Source organism: Staphylococcus schweitzeri (assembly GCF_002902405.1).
Taxonomy (GTDB): domain Bacteria; phylum Bacillota; class Bacilli; order Staphylococcales; family Staphylococcaceae; genus Staphylococcus; species Staphylococcus schweitzeri.
Genome location: NZ_PPQS01000030.1, coordinates 6,569 through 25,905, shown reverse-complemented (window position 1 = coordinate 25,905; position 19,337 = coordinate 6,569). Strand labels below are relative to the sequence as shown.

Here is a 19,337-nt window from a genome sequence, read left to right as displayed (position 1 = left end):
CAATACGTATATTTTTTGTAATAGTGTTGCAATGAGTTTGGTAAAACATTTCTGTAATATTAAAAAGTTTGAAAATGTGGCTTAAACACTTTACTAGATAGTTTGATTATTTTAGTATGTGCATTACAGTTTATTTGAAAACTAACATTAACTTTAATGGAGGATGTTTTATACATGAAAAAATTAACGGCAGCAGCAATAGCAACGATGGGCTTCGCTACATTTACAATGGCACATCAAGCAGATGCAGCAGAAACGACAAATACACAACAAGCACATACACAAATGTCAACACAATCACAAGACGTATCTTATGGTACTTATTATACAATTGATTCTTATGGGAATTATCATCACACGCCAGATGGTAACTGGAATCAAGCAATGTTTGACAATAAAGAATATAGTTATACATTGGTAGACGCACAAGGGCATACACATTACTTTTATAACTGTTATCCAAATCATGCAGATGCTAACGGAAGCGGTCAAACATATGTGAATCCGGCAACAGCAGAAGATAACAATGACTACACAACGAGTCAAAGCCAACAACATATTAATCAATATGGTTATCAATCAAATGTTGGTCCAGATGCGAGCTATTATTCACAGAACAATAATGGTCAATCATATACGCGTCATGATGGCAATGGAGAAGTCAATTATCCTAATGGCACATCGAAGCAAACAACAAATCAAAATGGTGGATCTGCAAGTAAAGCGTCAGCAACTGGACATGCCTCAGATGCAAGCTGGTTAACTAGTCATAAACAATTACAACCTTATGGACAATATCATGGTGGTGGTGCGCATTACGGGGTAGACTATGCAATGCCTGAAAATTCACCTGTATACTCACTTACTGACGGTACAGTAGTACAAGCAGGTTGGAGTAACTATGGTGGCGGTAATCAAGTGACGATTAAAGAAGCGAACAGCAATAACTACCAATGGTATATGCATAATAATCGTTTAACTGTTTCAGCGGGTGATAAAGTCAAAGCTGGCGACCAAATTGCATATTCAGGTAGCACTGGTAACTCAACAGCACCTCACGTACACTTCCAACGTATGTCTGGTGGAATAGGCAATCAATATGCAGTAGACCCAACGTCATACCTACAAAGTAGATAATAAAGTAAAACCCAAGTTACGATATCATACGCAACTTGGGTTTTTTCGTTTTAATAGTAAGTATATGTCCATTGCTTTTCATCTAAAACATGCTGATAAAAAGGGTCTTGGCCAATTAATTTGATATCATCTGCAAGTGCTTCAACCTCATCTAAATGATGGGTAGTTAATATAATTAAGCATTTAAATTTCATAATGTTAAGTAATTGGTGAATATCATGTCTAGATTTTAAATCAATACCAACCGTAGGCTCATCTAAAATAAGAATTCGTGGTTGTCCTAATAAACCAACTAATATATTAATTTTACGTTTATTTCCACCAGATAATGTAGATACTTTTATAGATGTATCATCAAAGTTTAATTGTTGTAAATATTCATTGATAGTTGTATCGTTAATGGGATTTTTACAAAGTGATTTAAAGAATTTAATATTTTCAGCAACTGTCATATGCTCAAATAATGCAATGTCTTGTGGCACATAACCGATATGATTTTGAATTTGTCTTTGATTCCATTTTTCGCCGAAATAGTTAATCGTTCCATCGTTAGCTTTTTCAATACCAGCAATCATACGAAGTAATGTTGATTTTCCAGCGCCATTATCACCAAGTAATACTGTTAAACGATTACTATCAAAGGACATGGTTAAATGATTGAAAATCTGTTTGTTACGGTAACGCTTTGAAAGGTTATTAATTTCTATCATCAGTTACGCTCCTTTACATGAAAATGGTCAAGTATACGATACCCATAGCAAGTGCATATATAAATGTCATGAATAATCGATGACTTATTGTTTGAATATGGAATAAGATAAAGACAATACCTATCTCATAAATCAATATAAGTAATAGTGATTTTAAGTAAAATATTAAGCTGAGTGATTGGGACAAGTATAGACTAACTGCCAATAGTACCAACAATAACAAGATCGTATGTGTCGTTACATAAGTACTATATAGTTTGAAACGACTTAAATGATATTGTGATAATCGTTGCAATGCTGATTGTTGGTTTAAACGATAATGAAGTACAACTTGAACCGCGCTAACAAATAAAATAGCTGCAAAGATTAAACTGATTGAAATAGAGTGTTGTGCTTGTTTAGTCAGCGATACAAATTTGATTTTAGATTCAGGTGTATGTTTATGATAGGACTTATTGATAGCTGTTATAGATTGATGATGTTTCATATCCTCAAGGTGTTCATAAATAATATTAGGAATTTGCTGTTCATATAATGAACTACTGACAATTTCTACAGCAATACCACCGATAAAATCATCTCTACCATATAACTTTATGGTTTCTTTTAAACGGTTCTCTTTTAATTTTTGAGAGAAACCTTTAGGAATTTGCATACTTAAAATAGCTTCCTTTTTAGTAACATCATCTTCAATATAGCTTTCATCTTCATCGACTTTGTTAACAGTTACATAATCAGATTGTTTAATTTTATTTATTAATGATTTTGAAGCAGTAGTTTGGTCTAAATCTTGAATAGTAATAGGTATTTTGAAATTTTCATGCGCCACACGATAACCAAAACTGCATAGTAAAAGTGCAATTAATATGATTGCAACTAACATGATGTATTGTAGCCATTGCTTGAACACCACAAGATGTATATAAGGTTTCATTGACGATACCTCCAAACCAATACAGCTAAATTAATAATTATCAGTGCGATGAGGCTAAGATAGAAACTAGGGTGTAGTTCTAAAATATAGTTGTTTAAAATAATTTCTAATAATTGATTCGTTACAATAGCAAATGGTTGAATAGTAAAAATACCGTTTGCTACGTGCTGTAGAAAAATAGTAGGTACAGTCATGCCAGATAGCATCAAAACCATAATAGCTAACATGATTTTACAAATACCATTCATCAAGTCAGTCGTTAAGAGTTCAATCAGCAGCAAACACAGTATTAAAAAAGTGACATAATAGCTTAAATGGATAGCTAATGTCGGCCAATTATATAATTCAAATGTATTTGAAATACTATACATGATCCAAACTACGCCGACGATGCTCCATAACATAGTATAAAACCATGTAATAAACACACGAATGATTAACAAACGTTCTTTAGAAAAATGAAACATTTTCAATCGCTCTTTCAATACAGTATCTTGATTCATTTTCAAAACTGTAAATAAAGATAGTGCAAAGATGAATATCGCTGCTAAAAATCCTGTAATTGCATAATAACTGCCCGTATCGTATAAATGAATCGGTTCTAAGTTAAATGCACCTGAACGGTTTAATCCTGTAATCAGCAAATCTGTCATTACATTAATACTGTCAGAATGTGATGCTTTCGGTGCTAAGTCTTGAAAAGCTAAAATACCACCCATCGATAGCATAAGACGTTGGTACACAGAATCTGTTAACTGTGACAATACAACACTTTTCATGGATTGTTGATCATATGTATATACTGAAATTGGTAGTTCGCCTTGTTTATAAAAAGCCCTTGTCATACCTTTATCAAACACAAAATAGCCTTGAAGTTTATGTTGTTTTAACAAAGTATGTGCTTGTTTATTATCATAAGCTTTAATGCTCACATTTTTACCTAAATTACTACCTTTACCGATAGAACTTAAAATCAATTTCGTTTCACTAGATTGATCTTTATCCACGACACCTATATTAAAATGATTATCATCTTCTGTTACATGTTGGATTGTCGTTAATGTAATAAGGAGTGCCGCTAATATAAATAGTAAATAGATAATCAAATACCACTTTTTCAATAAAAAAGAGTGGTAGATGCGAAACAAATGTATTGTTTTCATTTAACCACTCCTCCAATGATAAGATTGAAAGGCATGATAACCTTTCAATCTTATTGTTATATTTTAGTTATTTAGATACCTTTTTTAAAATTGATTCAAACATTTTGCCGCCATTTTTTTCGATTTCTTTTTCAAGTTTTTCGCGGTCTTTTGAAGATAAACTATTGAAATCTTTCGCGCCACTATCATCAAAATCAATATCTGCTTTTAATTTTGTGTTAGATTTTAAAATGAAGTTAATTGGTTCTTCAGCATATTTGATGCCAATATCTAACGTTGATTTCTGAGTGTTATTTTTTACGTCAGAATCTATATTATTTTCAAATGTAATTTCATTTTCATTGCTATATTTATCCATTGCAAAAGCGATTTTACCTTTATCTTGACGTTTTGTACCATCTACTTTTTCTTGGTTATCTAATTTGATTTTTGATTCATCATATTCTGTCTTTTTACCAAATTCATATTTATCACTGTATTTATTGTCTTTTTCTTTAGAAGATACGCCTTTAATTGTATATTTCGCTTCAGCATACGTGTATTTATCTTGGTCGAAATCTAGTGCGTAATCTAGTTTTAACTTATCGTCTTCTAAAGTATTAGTACCTTTGATTTTGGTTTTATTATTTTCTTTGTCTGTAATTGTAATTTCTCGTTTTACAATTGTATGTTTTTCTGTATAAATTTTAGATTGAATTTTAGGAAACTCATCTTTTTTAGTTTCTTTGGCATCGTCAATTGCTTTTTTGATGTCTTTTTCAAAGTCTTTTGTAGCACCTTGTTCTTTCATTAATTTTTTAAGATCTTTATCCTTTTTAGCTTCTTCTAATACAGCTAATGTGATTTTTTTAGTGTCAGCTCTGCTAAGTGTTAATGTGACAGGTCTAACTTTGTACTTTTCGCCATTAACCTTAATTTCTTCTTTTTTACCTTTTTCAAAATTATCATCATCTAATTTGTCGACAATAAGTTCTGAATATTTTTCGGCAATCTTGCTGTAGTCACTTTGTTGTGCTTGAGCATTACTGAAAATACTATTTAAATTTAATTGTTGGTTTGTAATACCATTCTCTTTTGCTGTTTCTTCATCTTCACCTGTAAGTTTTGAATAAGTTGATAGCAAATCAGAATTATCAATACTATATTTCCCTTTAAATAACGGTGATTCGAAATAATGCTTATCTTTATCTGCAGCTAACTGGAATTTCCCTAATTCAGTATCAGCTACTGTTGGTTCAAGATTAATCATTGATTTCTCTTTTTTTGGATCATGTCCATAAGACATTTTAATTTTAGAAGCATTTACAGCAGATTTAGGAATACCAAGGCCTTTAATAATTTCATCTGATGCATCTGCGCTAAGTTCTAATGAAGATAAAAATGAATTATCCTTCATCTTTTCTTGGAACTTCACTTCATTTTCAAAACGGTCATTAAAATAATCTTTATACATTTTTGCGGTTTGTTGTTCACTTTTCAGGTATGTATTTTTCGGTGTATTAGCAAAAAATGCATAAACTCCCCATGCGATTCCACCTATTAATAATAAGACTATAATAATAGGAATTATAATTTTTAGTTTTTTAGACATTTTGTTTCCTCCCAATTATTTATGAGTTAATCATATCAGAACAATACATTTTATTAAATGGTTTATTTTAAATTTTGTTTAAATTAATAGAATTTTAGTTATAATAATGATTAATAAGTTATTGAAAATCTAATAAACTACAAAAAATAGTTTGATTACATAATGATTCTTGAAATGTGTTGATTAACTTGTTAGGCAGTATCTTTTTGGCGAAGAAGATTTATTTAATATTTGAAAAGTATACAAAATAAAGCGACCAATTTTGCAGTGTTACGAATTGTAAACTGCGAACTGGTCGCTTTTTATTGATGTCATGATTAATTTAATGAATGTAATTATATGATGAAACTTCTGAAGCAGAGATGGTTCTTGATGAAACGATATATTCACCAATCCAATTCATCTCGGAAATTAAAATACTTCCATCAATATTAACTTTTTCAACATAGGCTACATGACCAAAGGGGCCATTTACAGTTTGTAAAATTGATCCTCGTGTAGGGTGTCTATCTACTTTAAAACCATTGCTTGAAGCTTGACCTGCCCAGTTTTTGGCATCTCCCCAAAACGTACTAATTGTATGTCCCTCTTTTGCACGTTTATCAAAGACATACCATGTGCATTGTCCAGCAGTATATAAGTTATTTTTGCTTGTGAATAAAGGCTGATCAATAATTTTACCATTTCCTAACGCTAATGGTTTACCATCTGCTGTTTTAGCCTTGTCATTAAATTCAGCAATTTGTAATTCGTCATACAATTCATCTAAGTCAATGCCTGTAATGAGCCCTTTTTTGTCTTTTGAAAAAGCATTATTTATTTCATCGTCGTTGTCTTCGACATTCGGTATTGCAGGTGTCAACGGATTGCTTGGTGGCGTTTGAGGTGGTGTATGTGAATCTATTGCATCATTAATGTTGGTGTACTGATCACTCAATGGCGAATGGTACTGATTAGTATTATGGTCACGTTGATTTGTGTGTTGATTATTCTCTGATGTACGTGACTGTGATTGCTGATTACTATTTGGCACATTATTTTTGTCGTATGTATATGTATAAGTGCCGTTGTCTTTATTCACTTTGAACTGTGCATTTGGGTGTGCTTTTTGTGCTTCTTCTAGTGTTTGATTGTCATTCGTAGTAGCTATGGCCGAATGGGGCAATATACTAAAAAAAGTAAGAGTTGTCATAGTCAGTAAAATTGTTTTCTTCATAATAACCATATAATCCTTTATGTATTTAATTTAATTTTAGTATACACATTTATATTACAAAAATGAATGGGTAATTAAAAATATATGGGTATATTCAATATATTTATTTAAAAAAAGCTAAAAATACTTAAAAAACTATATACATATACTAATAATTTATATATTATTTGAGTAAGGAACACTTTTCTAAATAATAGTGTCCCTAAAAAGTTTTGATAAACTTAAAATATTCAGGAGGTTTCTAGTTATGGCAATGATTAAGATGAGTCCAGAGGAAATCAGAGCAAAATCACAATCTTACGGGCAAGGTTCAGACCAAATCCGTCAAATTTTATCTGATTTAACACGTGCACAAGGTGAAATTGCAGCAAACTGGGAAGGTCAAGCTTTCAGCCGTTTCGAAGAGCAATTCCAACAATTAAGTCCTAAAGTAGAAAAATTCGCTCAATTGTTAGAAGAAATCAAACAACAATTGAATAGCACTGCTGATGCTGTTCAAGAGCAAGACCAACAACTTTCTAATAATTTCGGTTTGCAATAAGCATTCTGAAATTGGCAAAGTCACAATCAATATTGTGGCTTTGCCTATCATTTTTTTAAGAAAATATCTGAAAGGAAATAAGCATGAAAAAGAAAAATTGGATTTATGCATTAATTGTTACTTTAATTATTTTAATTGCCATAGTTAGTATGATATTTTTTGTTCAAACAAAATATGGAGATCAATCTGAAAAAGAATCTCACAATGTAAGTAATAAAAATAATACAATACATATCGCAATTGTTAACGAAGATCAACCAACAACATACAACGGTAAAAAGGTTGAGTTGGGTCAAGCTTTTATAAAAAGGTTAGCAAATGAGAAAAACTATAAATTTGAAACTGTAACGAGAAACGTTGCCGAGTCAGGCTTAAAAAATGGTGGATACCAAGTCATGATTGTTATTCCTGAAAATTTTTCAAAATTAGCAATGCAATTAGACGCTAAAACACCATCGAAAATATCATTACAGTATAAAACAGCTGTTGGACAAAAAGAAGAAGTAGCTAAAAACACTGAAAAAGTAGTAAGTAATGTACTTAATGACTTTAACAAAAACTTAGTAGAAATTTATTTAACAAGTATTATTGATAATTTACATAATGCCCAAAAGAATGTTGGCGCTATTATGACACGTGAACATGGAGTGAATAGTAAATTTTCGAATTATCTATTAAACCCAATTAATGACTTCCCAGAATTGTTTACAGATACGCTTGTAAATTCAATTTCTGCCAATAAAGACATTACAAAATGGTTCCAAACATACAATAAATCGCTATTAAGTGCGAATTCAGATACGTTCAGAGTGAATACAGATTATAATGTTTCGAACTTAATTGAAAAGCAAAGTTCACTATTCGATGAACAGAATACAGCGATGGATAAGGTCTTACAAGATTATAAGTCGCAAAAAAATAGTGTAGAACTTGATAATTATATTAATGCATTGAAACAGATGGATAGCCAAATTGATCAACAATCTAATATGCAAGATACAGGTAAAGAAGAATATAAACAAACAGTTAAAGAAAACTTAGATAAATTAAGAGATATCATCAAGTCACAAGAGTCACCATTCTCAAAAGGGATGGTTGAAGATTATCGTAAGCAATTAACTGAATCATTACAAGATGAACTTGCGAATAACAAAGACTTACAAGATGCATTGAATAGCATTAAAATGAACAATGCTCAATTTGCTGAAAACTTAGAGAAACAACTGCATGATGATATTGTCAAAGAACCCGATACAGATACAACATTTATCTATAACATGTCTAAACAAGACTTTATAGCAGCAGGATTAAATGAGGATGAAGCTAATAAATACGAAGCTATTGTTAAAGAAGCTAAACGTTATAAGAACGAATATAATTTGAAAAAGCCTTTAACAGATCATATTAATTTAACAGATTATGATAACCAAGTTGCGCAAGACACAAGTAGTTTGATTAATGATGGTGTCAAAGTGCAACGTACTGAAACAATTAAAAGTAATGATATTAATCAATTGACGGTTGCAACTGATCCTAATTTTAATTTTGAAGGTGAAATTAAAATAAATGGTAAAAAGTATGATATTAAAGATCAAAGCGTACAACTTGATACATCAAATAAAGATTATAAAGTTGAAGTTAATGGTGTCGCTAAATTGAAAAAAGATGCTGAAAAAGATTTCTTAAAAGATAAAACAATGCATTTACAATTATTATTCGGACAAGCAAATCGTCAAGATGAACCGAATGATAAAAAATCAACGAGTGTTGTGGACGTAACTTTGAATCATAACCTTGATGGTCGCTTATCGAAAGATGCATTAAGTCAGCAATTGAGTGCATTATCTAGATTCGATGCACATTATAAAATGTACACAGATACAAAAGGTAGAGAAGATAAACCATTCGATAATAAACGTTTAATTGATATGATGGTTGACCAAGTTGTTAATGACATGGAAAGCTTCAAAGACGACAAAGTAGCTGTTTTACATCAAATCGACACTATGGAAGACAATTCAGACAAACTGATTGATGACATTTTAAATAACAAAAAGAATACAACAAAAAATAAAGAAGATATTTCTAAACTGGTTGATCAGCTAGAAAACGTTAAAAAGACATTTGCTGAAGAGCCACAAGAACCAAAAATTGATAAAGGTAAAAATGATGAATTTAACACAATGTCTTCAAACTTAGATAAAGAAATTAGCAGAATTTCTGAAAAGAGTACGCAGTTGTTATCTGATACGCAGGAATCAAAATCAATTGCAGATTCAGTTAGTGGACAATTAAATCAATTAGATAATAATGTGAATAAACTACATGCGACAGGTCGTGCATTAGGCGTAAGAGCTAACGATTTGAATCGTCAAATGGCTAAAAACGATAAAGATAATGAGTTGTTTGCTAAAGAATTCAAAAAAGTATTACAAAATTCTAAAGATGGTGACCGACAAAACCAAGCATTAAAAGCATTTATGAGTAATCCGGTTCAAAAGAAAAACTTAGAAAATGTATTAGCAAATAATGGTAATACAGATGTAATTTCACCAACATTATTTGTATTACTGATGTATTTACTATCAATGATTACGGCATATATTTTCTATAGCTATGAACGTGCTAAAGGACAAATGAATTTTATTAAAGATGATTACAGTAGTAAAAACCATCTTTGGAATAATGCAATCACGTCTGGTGTTATTGGTGCAACTGGTTTAGTAGAAGGATTAATTGTCAGTTTAATCGCAATGAATAAGTTTCATGTATTAGCTGGCTATAGAATGAAATTCATCTTAATGGTGATTTTAACAATGATGGTCTTCGTACTTATTAATACGTATTTATTACGACAAGTTAAATCAATAGGTATGTTCATAATGGTTGCTACATTAGGCTTATACTTTGTAGCTATGAATAATTTAAAAGCAGCTGGTCAAGGTGTTACTAATAAAATTTCACCATTATCTTATATTGATAATATGTTCTTCAATTATTTAAATGCAGAACATCCAATAGGTTTAGCGTTAGTAATATTGACGTTAATCGTAATTATTGGATTTGTACTGAACATGTTTATAAAACACTTTAAGAAAGAGAGATTAATCTAATGTTGATGAATAGCGTGATAGCTTTAACTTTTTTAACAGCATCTAGCAATAATGGCGGACTTAATATTGATGTGCAACAAGAAGAGGAAAAGCGAATCAATAATGATTTAAATCAATATGATACAACGCTATTTAATAAAGATAGTAAAGAAGTCAACGACGCGATTGCTAAGCAGAAAAAAGAACGACAACAACAAATAAAAAATGATATGTTTCATAATCAAGCGAGTCACTCGACTCGCTTGAATGAAACTAAAAAAGTGTTATTTTCCAAATCTAACTTAGAAAAGACTTCGGAGAGTGATAAAAGCCCCTATATTCAAAACAAGCAGGAGAAAAAAATATTCCCGTACATTTTGATGTCTATAGGGGCTTTTTTGACTTTAGGATTTGTCATTTTTTCAATTCATAAAGGGAGACGAACGAAAAATGAATCAGCACGTAAAAGTAACATTTGATTTTACTAATTATAATTACGGCACATATGATCTAGCAGTACCGGCATATTTACCGATTAAGAATTTAATAGCATTAGTGTTAGACAGTTTGGATATTTCGATTTTCGATGTGAATACACAAATTAAAGTGATGACGAAAGGTCAATTGCTTGTTGAAAATGACCGACTCATTGATTATCAAATCGCTGATGGAGATATTTTGAAGTTACTATAGGAGGAAAAGAAGATGGTTAAAAATCATAACCCTAAAAATGAAATGCAAGATATGTTAACGCCTTTAGATGCTGAAGAAGCAGCTAAAACAAAATTACGCTTAGATATGAGAGAGATTCCTAAGTCTTCAATTAAACCAGAACATTTTCATTTAATGTACTTATTAGAACAACATTCTCCATATTTTATAGATGCTGAATTAACTGAACTACGTGACAGTTTCCAAATACATTATGACATTAATGACAATCATACACCTTTTGATAATATTAAATCATTTACTAAAAATGAAAAATTACGTTATTTACTCAATATCCAAAATTTAGAAGAAGTAAATCGTACACGTTACACATTTGTTTTGGCACCAGATGAGTTATTTTTCACAAGAGATGGATTACCAATTGCTAAAACAAGAGGGTTACAAAATGTTGTTGACCCTTTACCGATGTCAGAAGCTGAATTTTTAACAAGATATAAAGCACTGGTTATCTGTGCATTCAATGAGAAACAATCATTTGATGCTTTAGTTGAAGGAAACTTAGAACTACATAAAGGGACACCATTTGAAACTAAAGTTATTGAAGCGGCAACTTTAGACTTATTAACGGCATTTTTAGATGAGCAGTATCAGAAACAAGAACAAGATTATAGTGAAAATTATGCATACGTTCGTAAAGTAGGGCATACCGTTTTTAAATGGGTTGCTATCGGTATGACAACATTAAGTGTGTTATTAATTGCATTCTTAGCCTTTTTATATTTTTCAGTAATGAAGCATAATGAGCGCATTGAAAAAGGATACCAAGCATTTGTAAAGGATGATTATACGCAAGTACTAAATACGTATGATGATTTAGATGGTAAAAAATTAGATAAAGAGGCACTTTACATTTATGCCAAAAGTTATATCCAAACAAATAAACAAGGTTTAGAAAAAGATAAGAAAGAAAATTTACTTAATAACGTGACACCAAATTCAAACAAAGATTACTTATTATATTGGATGGAATTAGGACAAGGACATCTTGATGAAGCGATTAATATTGCCACTTATTTAGATGATAACGATATTACAAAGTTAGCGTTGATTAATAAATTAAATGAGATTAAAAATAACGGAGATTTGTCGAATGATAAACGTTCTGAAGAAACGAAAAAGTATAACGATAAATTGCAAGATATTTTAGACAAAGAAAAACAAGTTAAAGATGAAAAAGCGAAATCTGAAGAAGAGAAAGCAAAAGCGAAAGATGAGAAATTAAAGCAACAAGAAGAGAACGAAAAGAAACAAAAAGAACAAGCACAAAAAGATAAAGAAAAACGTCAAGAAGCTGAAAGAAAAAAATAGTATAGGACTGAGGCAAAGACAATGCATAAATTGATTATAAAATATAACAAACAATTGAAGATGCTCAATTTGCGAGATGGTAAGACATATACTATTAGCGAAGACGAGCGTGCAGATATTACGTTGAAATCGTTAGGCGAAGTCATTCATTTAGAACAAAATAATCAAGGCACTTGGCAAGCGAATCATACTTCTATTAATAAGGTGCTTGTTAGAAAAGGTGACCTTGATGACATTACATTACAGCTTTATACAGAAGCTGATTATGCATCATTTGCGTATCCTTCAATTCAAGATACGATGACAATTGGACCGAATGCGTACGATGATATGGTTATTCAAAGCTTGATGAATGCCATCATTATTAAAGATTTTCAGTCAATACAAGAATCACAATACGTACGCATTGTGCACGATAAAAATACAGATGTGTATATTAATTATGAACTACAAGAACAATTAACGAACAAAGCTTACATTGGTGATCATATTTATGTTGAAGGGATATGGCTCGAAGTACAAGCTGATGGTTTAAATGTATTGAGTCAGAATACAGTGGCATCGTCATTAATTCGCTTAACACAAGAGATGCCACATGCACAGGCAGATGATTACAATACGTACCATCGTTCGCCAAGGATTATTCACCGTGAACCGACTGACGATATTAAGATTGAAAGACCGCCACAGCCAATACAGAAGAACAATACAGTGATATGGCGTTCCATTATACCGCCATTAGTAATGATTGCTTTAACTGTTGTCATCTTTTTAGTGAGACCAATTGGTATTTATATTTTAATGATGATTGGTATGAGTACAGTAACGATAGTATTCGGTATTACAACGTATTTCTCTGAAAAGAAAAAGTATAACAAAGATGTTGAAAAACGAGAGAAAGATTACAAAGCTTATTTGGATAATAAATCTAAAGAAATTAATAAAGCGATTAAAGCACAACGTTTTAGTTTGAATTACCATTATCCAACGGTTGCTGAAATTAAAGATATCGTTGAAACGAAAGCACCAAGAATATATGAAAAAACATCACATCATCACGATTTCTTACATTATAAGTTAGGTATTGCGAATGTAGAAAAGTCATTCAAATTAGATTACCAAGAAGAAGAATTTAACCAACGTCGTGATGAACTATTCGACGATGCTAAAGAATTGTTTGAATTTTACACAGATGTAGAACAAGCACCATTAATCAATGATTTAAATCATGGACCAATTGCATATATTGGTGCACGACATCTCATTTTAGAAGAATTGGAGAAAATGCTAATCCAATTGTCAACGTTCCATAGTTATCATGATTTAGAGTTTCTATTTGTGACACGTGAAGATGAAGTTGAAACATTGAAATGGGCACGTTGGTTGCCACATATGACATTGAGAGGTCAAAACATTAGAGGGTTTGTTTACAATCAACGAACACGTGACCAAATCTTAACGTCAATTTATAGCATGATTAAAGAACGTATCCAAGCTGTGCGTGAACGTAGCAGAAGTAACGAGCAAATTATTTTCACACCGCAATTAGTGTTTGTCATTACAGATATGTCATTAATTATTGATCATGTCATTTTAGAATATGTAAACCAAGATTTATCAGAATATGGTATTTCATTAATCTTTGTTGAAGATGTGATTGAAAGTTTGCCAGAGCATGTAGATACCATTATTGATATCAAGTCTCGTACTGAAGGCGAACTGATTACGAAAGAAAAAGAATTAGTTCAATTGAAATTTACACCTGAAAATATTGATAACGTCGATAAAGAATATATCGCGCGACGTTTGGCGAATTTGATACACGTCGAACATTTGAAAAATGCAATTCCTGATAGTATTACATTTTTAGAGATGTATAACGTGAAAGAAGTAGATCAGCTTGATGTAGTTAATCGATGGAGACAAAACGAAACATACAAAACGATGGCAGTACCTTTAGGCGTAAGAGGTAAAGATGATATTTTATCATTGAACTTACATGAAAAAGCACACGGGCCACATGGTTTGGTTGCTGGTACCACTGGTTCAGGGAAATCTGAGATTATCCAATCATACATTTTATCTTTAGCTATTAATTTTCACCCTCATGAAGTTGCATTCCTATTGATTGACTATAAAGGTGGGGGTATGGCGAACTTATTTAAAGATTTAGTCCATTTAGTTGGTACGATTACAAACTTAGATGGCGATGAAGCGATGCGTGCCTTAACATCAATCAAAGCCGAATTGAGAAAACGTCAACGTTTATTCGGAGAGCATGATGTTAACCATATTAATCAATACCATAAGTTATTTAAAGAAGGTATTGCGACAGAACCAATGCCACATTTATTCATTATTTCCGATGAGTTTGCCGAATTAAAATCAGAACAACCTGATTTTATGAAAGAACTTGTATCAACGGCACGTATTGGACGTTCATTAGGTATTCATTTAATACTTGCGACACAAAAACCATCGGGTGTTGTTGATGACCAAATTTGGTCTAACTCTAAATTTAAGTTGGCATTAAAAGTACAAGATAGACAAGACAGTAATGAAATCTTAAAAACACCAGATGCAGCAGACATTACATTACCAGGTCGTGCGTATTTACAAGTCGGTAATAATGAAATTTATGAATTATTCCAATCTGCATGGAGTGGAGCAACATATGACATCGAAGGCGATAAATTAGAAGTTGAAGATAAGACGATTTACATGATTAATGACTATGGTCAACTGCAAGCAATCAACAAAGACTTGAGTGGACTTGAAGATGAAGAAACGAAAGAAAATCAAACTGAGTTAGAAGCGGTTATCGATCATATCGAATCAATTACAACACGATTGGAAATTGAAGAAGTTAAGCGTCCATGGCTACCACCATTGCCAGAAAATGTATATCAAGAAGATTTAGTAGAAACAGATTTCAGAAAATTATGGTCAGATGATGCAAAAGAAGTGGAATTAACATTAGGACTTAAAGACGTACCAGAAGAACAATATCAAGGACCGATGGTATTGCAATTGAAAAAAGCTGGTCACATCGCGTTAATCGGAAGTCCAGGATATGGTAGAACAACGTTCTTACACAACATTATTTTCGATGTTGCAAGACACCATCGTCCTGATCAAGCACATATGTACTTGTTCGATTTCGGAACTAATGGTTTGATGCCAGTCACAGACATACCACATGTCGCTGATTACTTTACAGTAGATCAAGAAGACAAGATTGCGAAGGCGATACGGAAGATACATGATATTATCTCTGAGCGAAAAAGACTATTAAGTCAAGAGAGAGTAGTTAATATAGAGCAATATAATAAAGAAACTGGAAATTCAATTCCAAATGTTTTCTTAATTATCGATAACTACGACACGGTGAAAGAATCACCATTTATGGAAGAATATGAAGAAATGATGTCTAAGGTGACACGTGAAGGTTTAGCATTAGGGGTATACATCGTTCTTTCAGGCTCAAGATCAAGTGCAATAAAATCAGCTATATTTACTAACATTAAAACAAGAGTTGCGCTGTACCTCTTTGAAAACAATGAATTAACAAATATTATTGGTTCTTATAAAAAAGGTGTGAAAGATGTTAAAGGTAGAGCTGCAATAAATGATGATAACTTCACACAGTTCCAAATTGCGCAACCATTTGAATTAGCAGAAGGACAAACATATAATGAGCGCATTAAAAATGAAGTAGCACAAATGAAAGAATTCTATGTAGGAGATTATCCAAAACATATTCCAATGATGCCAGATAAGGTATTAATGGATGATATTCAAGAAGCATATGATTTGGAAAAAATCATTCATGAAGAACACAAATTACCATTAGGATTAGACTTTGAGGATGTGGAACTAGTTAGCTTAGACCTGACATCACCAAGTATATTAACAGCAAGAACACCAAATGATTTAGAAATAGTTAATAATCGGGTTTTAGATGGTATGACTAAACTGAAGGAAAGTGTAACTACAATATTAGTTGATGCAGACGAAAATATGAGTGATAAATCAAGTCTAGTTAATTCATATTATGCGTCGCCAGAGGATTTGCAATTAATAAAACAAGGTTTTATTGTTGAAATCAAAAAAAGGTTGAATAGCGAACGAAGTAAAGAAAGTGTGAAGATTGTATTTATCAATAACCTTAAGGCGTTTATTTCTATCACGGGACTTAATGAAAAGGATATAAGGTATATATTATCAGAAGGACCAAAGGTAAATGTCTATACAATAATTAGTAGTATGTACAATGATATCTTAGGAACATTTGATAGAGAATCAAAATTAGCACGTCAAATAATTAATCAAGCAGTAATTGTAACTAGGCTATATGATCAAGAGTTTTTACAAGCCAAAATCACAAATAGAGAGCCGTTATTAAAACCATATGAAATGTATTATTTCAATAAAAATGAACATATTAAAATAAAATTAATTAAATAGGGAGGACAATTATGGGGGAAATAAAAGTCGAAACGAGTAGTACGATAGGAAAAATTGAAAGTATTTCTAATGCTGGATCAAATGTTTCTTTTGATAATGTATCAGATTCTTTAGAATACACAAACATTTCACCATTTACAGGATTTGCTGCTGCTAGTAGTACTTTAACTACAGCTATTTCCAATTATCATTCTATTATCACTCAAGACGCAGAAGCTATGAAAACTGCTGTAAATGATTTTAGAGATAAGGATGCTGATATAGCTGGACAAATTGATGGAAACAATAATATAGGACCAGGATTATAACGTAGAGGGAGATAAAAATGGCTAATAAGGAAGAGCTCAAAAAAAGAAAGGCACGATGTATAGAACAAAAACAAAGCAAGGAAAGTGAATTGAAAAGTTTACAAGGAGATAAGAAAAGGCTGCAAGATGCAGTGAATTCTGCACAGACCATAATAGAAGATTTTAACTCTGAAAAGAAGACTTATGATGGTATAGAAATTGAAAAGAATCAATGGTCTGGACAAACACGTAACAAATCGGATGATAATCGCACCAATTTAAATACGTCAATAGATAAATATAAAGAAAAGTTTGATAAGGCCTTAAATCAAATGAAGAAGGATTTAGAAAATCTTGAAAGTAAAATAGAAGGCGTTGAAACGGATATTTCAAACATTGCTGCTGAAATTCAAAATATAGACAGTCAATTATAAATATAAAAGAGTAAAGGAGTATAAAATGGGGAATAAAATAAAAATGTCGGAAGTGAATAATTTTAATGCTTCATTACAGAAATCTCTCAGTAGCTTATCGACCAACACAAAAACTTTAAAGAATAATATTAATAAATTGAAAGATGATAGTGAATTTAAAGGGAAGACAGCATCGAATATTAATAGTTATAATCAAAGTTTTCATATTGAAACAATAAGTAGAATCGAAAAAATAAAGGAGGAATTTGAAAAAAAATTAAAAGATGCAATTGAAGATTTTCAAAATAGTGTTGATAATGACCATAATGCAATTTTAGATGAAGATGCAATAGAAAAATACAAAGGTGAAGTCAAAAAATCTATTGAACAAATAGAGAGTATTAAGACAAGAATGAATTCTACTATAGGAGGGGTTCATGATTTAACAACAGCAAAAACAATAAGTGGCAAGGATGTTAAAGAAAAGGGAGAAACATTTAATAAGCAAATTACTGATACATTAGATAATTTTAATGATTTTCAAAGTTTACACTTTTTAGATGATTCCGAATTATTATCTATGATTACACCTGTTTCTACAATGGCTTCTAAAGTTAAAAATATGCCAAGTAATCGATCAACTATATCTGGAAATGCTGGATATATAAAAAGTGAGTATAAACTTCATTCAGAAAACAACCAATTTCGTGAATTGAAAAAAGAATTGGAAAAATATGAAAGCGCAATATATGGTGGTAATAAATACCGAAAGACCGTTAAATCTATGATGGAAATAAAAAATGCATTAATTGTTGCATATATTGCTGGTGACGGTAATATCTTTAAAGGTAATGAATTATTAGCTAAAAATCAGTTGGGAAAATTGGGAAATAAAAAATTAAAATTAATAAATGCAACTATGCAAACGAATGTTGAAAATATTGAAGGAAAAAGATTAGTTAAAGCTGCTAAATTTATACTTGATAAAAATAATAAAATGAAATTCAGTGAGAAATTAAAAGCTGGGTTTAAAATGACCAGAAATTATAGCGATACTGAATTCAAGCAGCTAGAAAAAGTTGCAGGAAGATACAATGGTAAATCTGCAATGAAAAGAGGTGCTAAAGCCGCATGGGAAAGTATGAGTCAAAAACAGTTACGTGAATTTTTGAAAAATCCTAAAAATTTAAAAAATATATGTTTGGATGAAGTTAAGGATTTTCTAGGCAAAAACAAACTAGGGAAATTTTTGAAAAGTATGAGATATGCTGGTAAGCTTTTAGGGCCACTAGGAGCAGTAGCAGCAGTAGCAAATAATGTTGTAAATGAAAAATCAGTACAGAAAAAAATTGTTGGATCTATTGTTGATTTAGGGGCAATTGGTGGCTCAACTGCAACTGGAGCGGCAGTTGGAGCAGCAATTGGAGGACCTGTTGGAGCAGTTGTAGGCGGAATAGCTGGAATTGTAGTAGGTGCTTCGTCTGATTTTAAAGTAGTTGGTGGCAAGTCAATAACAGATCTTGCTAAAGATAAACTCAATAATACGGTTAGTTCTATTAGAAGTAATGGTTTTTGTAAAACTTTAAGTAATGTATTTTAAAAGGAGATTAAAAAATGAATAATACTAAGGAAAATATAGATGTTCTTCGAAAGCCAGGTGCACAAGCCTTAAGTTTAATATCATTATTTTTGATACTTTTTTCATGTCTAACTTTCTTTTTTGGTTTAGATTATGAAAGGTTTCCT

16 protein-coding genes are annotated in these 19,337 nt (G+C 31.4%); 11 read left to right on the top strand and 5 right to left on the bottom strand.

Going from position 1 to position 19,337, the window contains the following annotated elements; all coding sequences use genetic code 11:
• Positions 1–174 precede the first annotated feature (174 nt).
• Positions 175–1,137 carry a M23 family metallopeptidase gene (locus CD116_RS06160; RefSeq protein ID WP_047548765.1) on the top strand — a complete coding sequence of 321 codons (963 nt, stop codon included), beginning with the start codon at positions 175–177 and terminating at the stop codon, positions 1,135–1,137.
• A gap of 50 nt (positions 1,138–1,187) precedes the next feature.
• On the opposite strand, the gene CD116_RS06155 is transcribed toward CD116_RS06160, so the two are convergent.
• The 5 genes from CD116_RS06155 to CD116_RS06135 all read right to left on the bottom strand — a co-directional run bounded on the left by CD116_RS06155 (position 1,188) and on the right by CD116_RS06135 (position 6,751).
• Positions 1,188–1,847, bottom strand: coding sequence for an ABC transporter ATP-binding protein (locus CD116_RS06155; protein WP_047424057.1), 660 nt, complete (start codon positions 1,845–1,847; stop codon positions 1,188–1,190).
• A 13-nt stretch (positions 1,848–1,860) separates the two neighbouring features.
• Positions 1,861–2,781, bottom strand: coding sequence for an ABC transporter permease (locus tag CD116_RS06150; protein WP_047548762.1), 921 nt, complete (start codon positions 2,779–2,781; stop codon positions 1,861–1,863).
• Positions 2,778–3,944 carry an ABC transporter permease gene (locus CD116_RS06145; RefSeq protein WP_047548759.1) on the bottom strand — a complete coding sequence of 389 codons (1,167 nt, stop codon included), beginning with the start codon at positions 3,942–3,944 and terminating at the stop codon, positions 2,778–2,780. Before CD116_RS06145 ends, CD116_RS06150 begins: the two co-directional genes overlap by 4 nt.
• Before the next feature lie 67 nt (positions 3,945–4,011).
• The gene (locus CD116_RS06140) at positions 4,012–5,535 is read right to left on the bottom strand and encodes a DUF6583 family protein (protein ID WP_047548756.1); all 1,524 of its coding nucleotides are present in this window, start codon (positions 5,533–5,535) and stop codon (positions 4,012–4,014) included.
• A 322-nt stretch (positions 5,536–5,857) separates the two neighbouring features.
• Entirely contained in the window at positions 5,858–6,751 is an 894-nt protein-coding gene (locus CD116_RS06135) for a CHAP domain-containing protein (protein WP_047548752.1), read from the bottom strand.
• A 247-nt stretch (positions 6,752–6,998) separates the two neighbouring features.
• Here CD116_RS06135 and esxA point away from each other — a divergent pair, with 247 nt between their 5' ends.
• The 10 genes from esxA to CD116_RS06085 all read left to right on the top strand — a co-directional run.
• Positions 6,999–7,292: a WXG100 family type VII secretion effector EsxA gene (gene esxA / locus CD116_RS06130; RefSeq protein ID WP_001240826.1), complete on the top strand. Its 294-nt coding sequence runs from the start codon at positions 6,999–7,001 to the stop codon at positions 7,290–7,292.
• Positions 7,293–7,375: 83 nt separating this feature from the next.
• Positions 7,376–10,405 carry a type VII secretion protein EsaA gene (gene esaA, locus CD116_RS06125; RefSeq protein ID WP_047548749.1) on the top strand — a complete coding sequence of 1,010 codons (3,030 nt, stop codon included), beginning with the start codon at positions 7,376–7,378 and terminating at the stop codon, positions 10,403–10,405.
• Positions 10,405–10,863 carry a type VII secretion protein EssA gene (gene essA / locus CD116_RS06120; protein WP_047424045.1) on the top strand — a complete coding sequence of 153 codons (459 nt, stop codon included), beginning with the start codon at positions 10,405–10,407 and terminating at the stop codon, positions 10,861–10,863. The genes esaA and essA overlap by 1 nt, the downstream gene beginning before the upstream one ends.
• Positions 10,835–11,077, top strand: a complete 243-nt coding sequence (gene esaB, locus CD116_RS06115) for a type VII secretion protein EsaB (protein ID WP_001071606.1) — start codon at positions 10,835–10,837, stop codon at positions 11,075–11,077. The genes essA and esaB overlap by 29 nt, the downstream gene beginning before the upstream one ends.
• A gap of 12 nt (positions 11,078–11,089) precedes the next feature.
• Positions 11,090–12,424, top strand: coding sequence for a type VII secretion protein EssB (essB, locus tag CD116_RS06110; RefSeq protein WP_047448913.1), 1,335 nt, complete (start codon positions 11,090–11,092; stop codon positions 12,422–12,424).
• A 21-nt stretch (positions 12,425–12,445) separates the two neighbouring features.
• A complete protein-coding gene (essC, locus tag CD116_RS06105) occupies positions 12,446–16,891 on the top strand; it encodes a type VII secretion protein EssC (RefSeq protein WP_047529244.1) in 4,446 nt (1,481 codons plus the stop codon).
• 11 nt (positions 16,892–16,902) lie between these two features.
• Positions 16,903–17,199: a TIGR04197 family type VII secretion effector gene (locus CD116_RS06100; RefSeq protein ID WP_047529246.1), complete on the top strand. Its 297-nt coding sequence runs from the start codon at positions 16,903–16,905 to the stop codon at positions 17,197–17,199.
• A gap of 17 nt (positions 17,200–17,216) precedes the next feature.
• Positions 17,217–17,612 (top strand): YwqH-like family protein, encoded by a 396-nt coding sequence (locus CD116_RS06095; protein WP_047529248.1) that lies wholly within the window; start codon positions 17,217–17,219, stop codon positions 17,610–17,612.
• Between the two features lie 25 nt (positions 17,613–17,637).
• Positions 17,638–19,191 (top strand): T7SS effector LXG polymorphic toxin, encoded by a 1,554-nt coding sequence (locus CD116_RS06090; RefSeq protein ID WP_047548745.1) that lies wholly within the window; start codon positions 17,638–17,640, stop codon positions 19,189–19,191.
• 14 nt (positions 19,192–19,205) lie between these two features.
• Positions 19,206–19,337: DUF5079 family protein (locus CD116_RS06085; RefSeq protein WP_142381043.1), on the top strand; the 132-nt coding region annotated here is incomplete at its 3' end.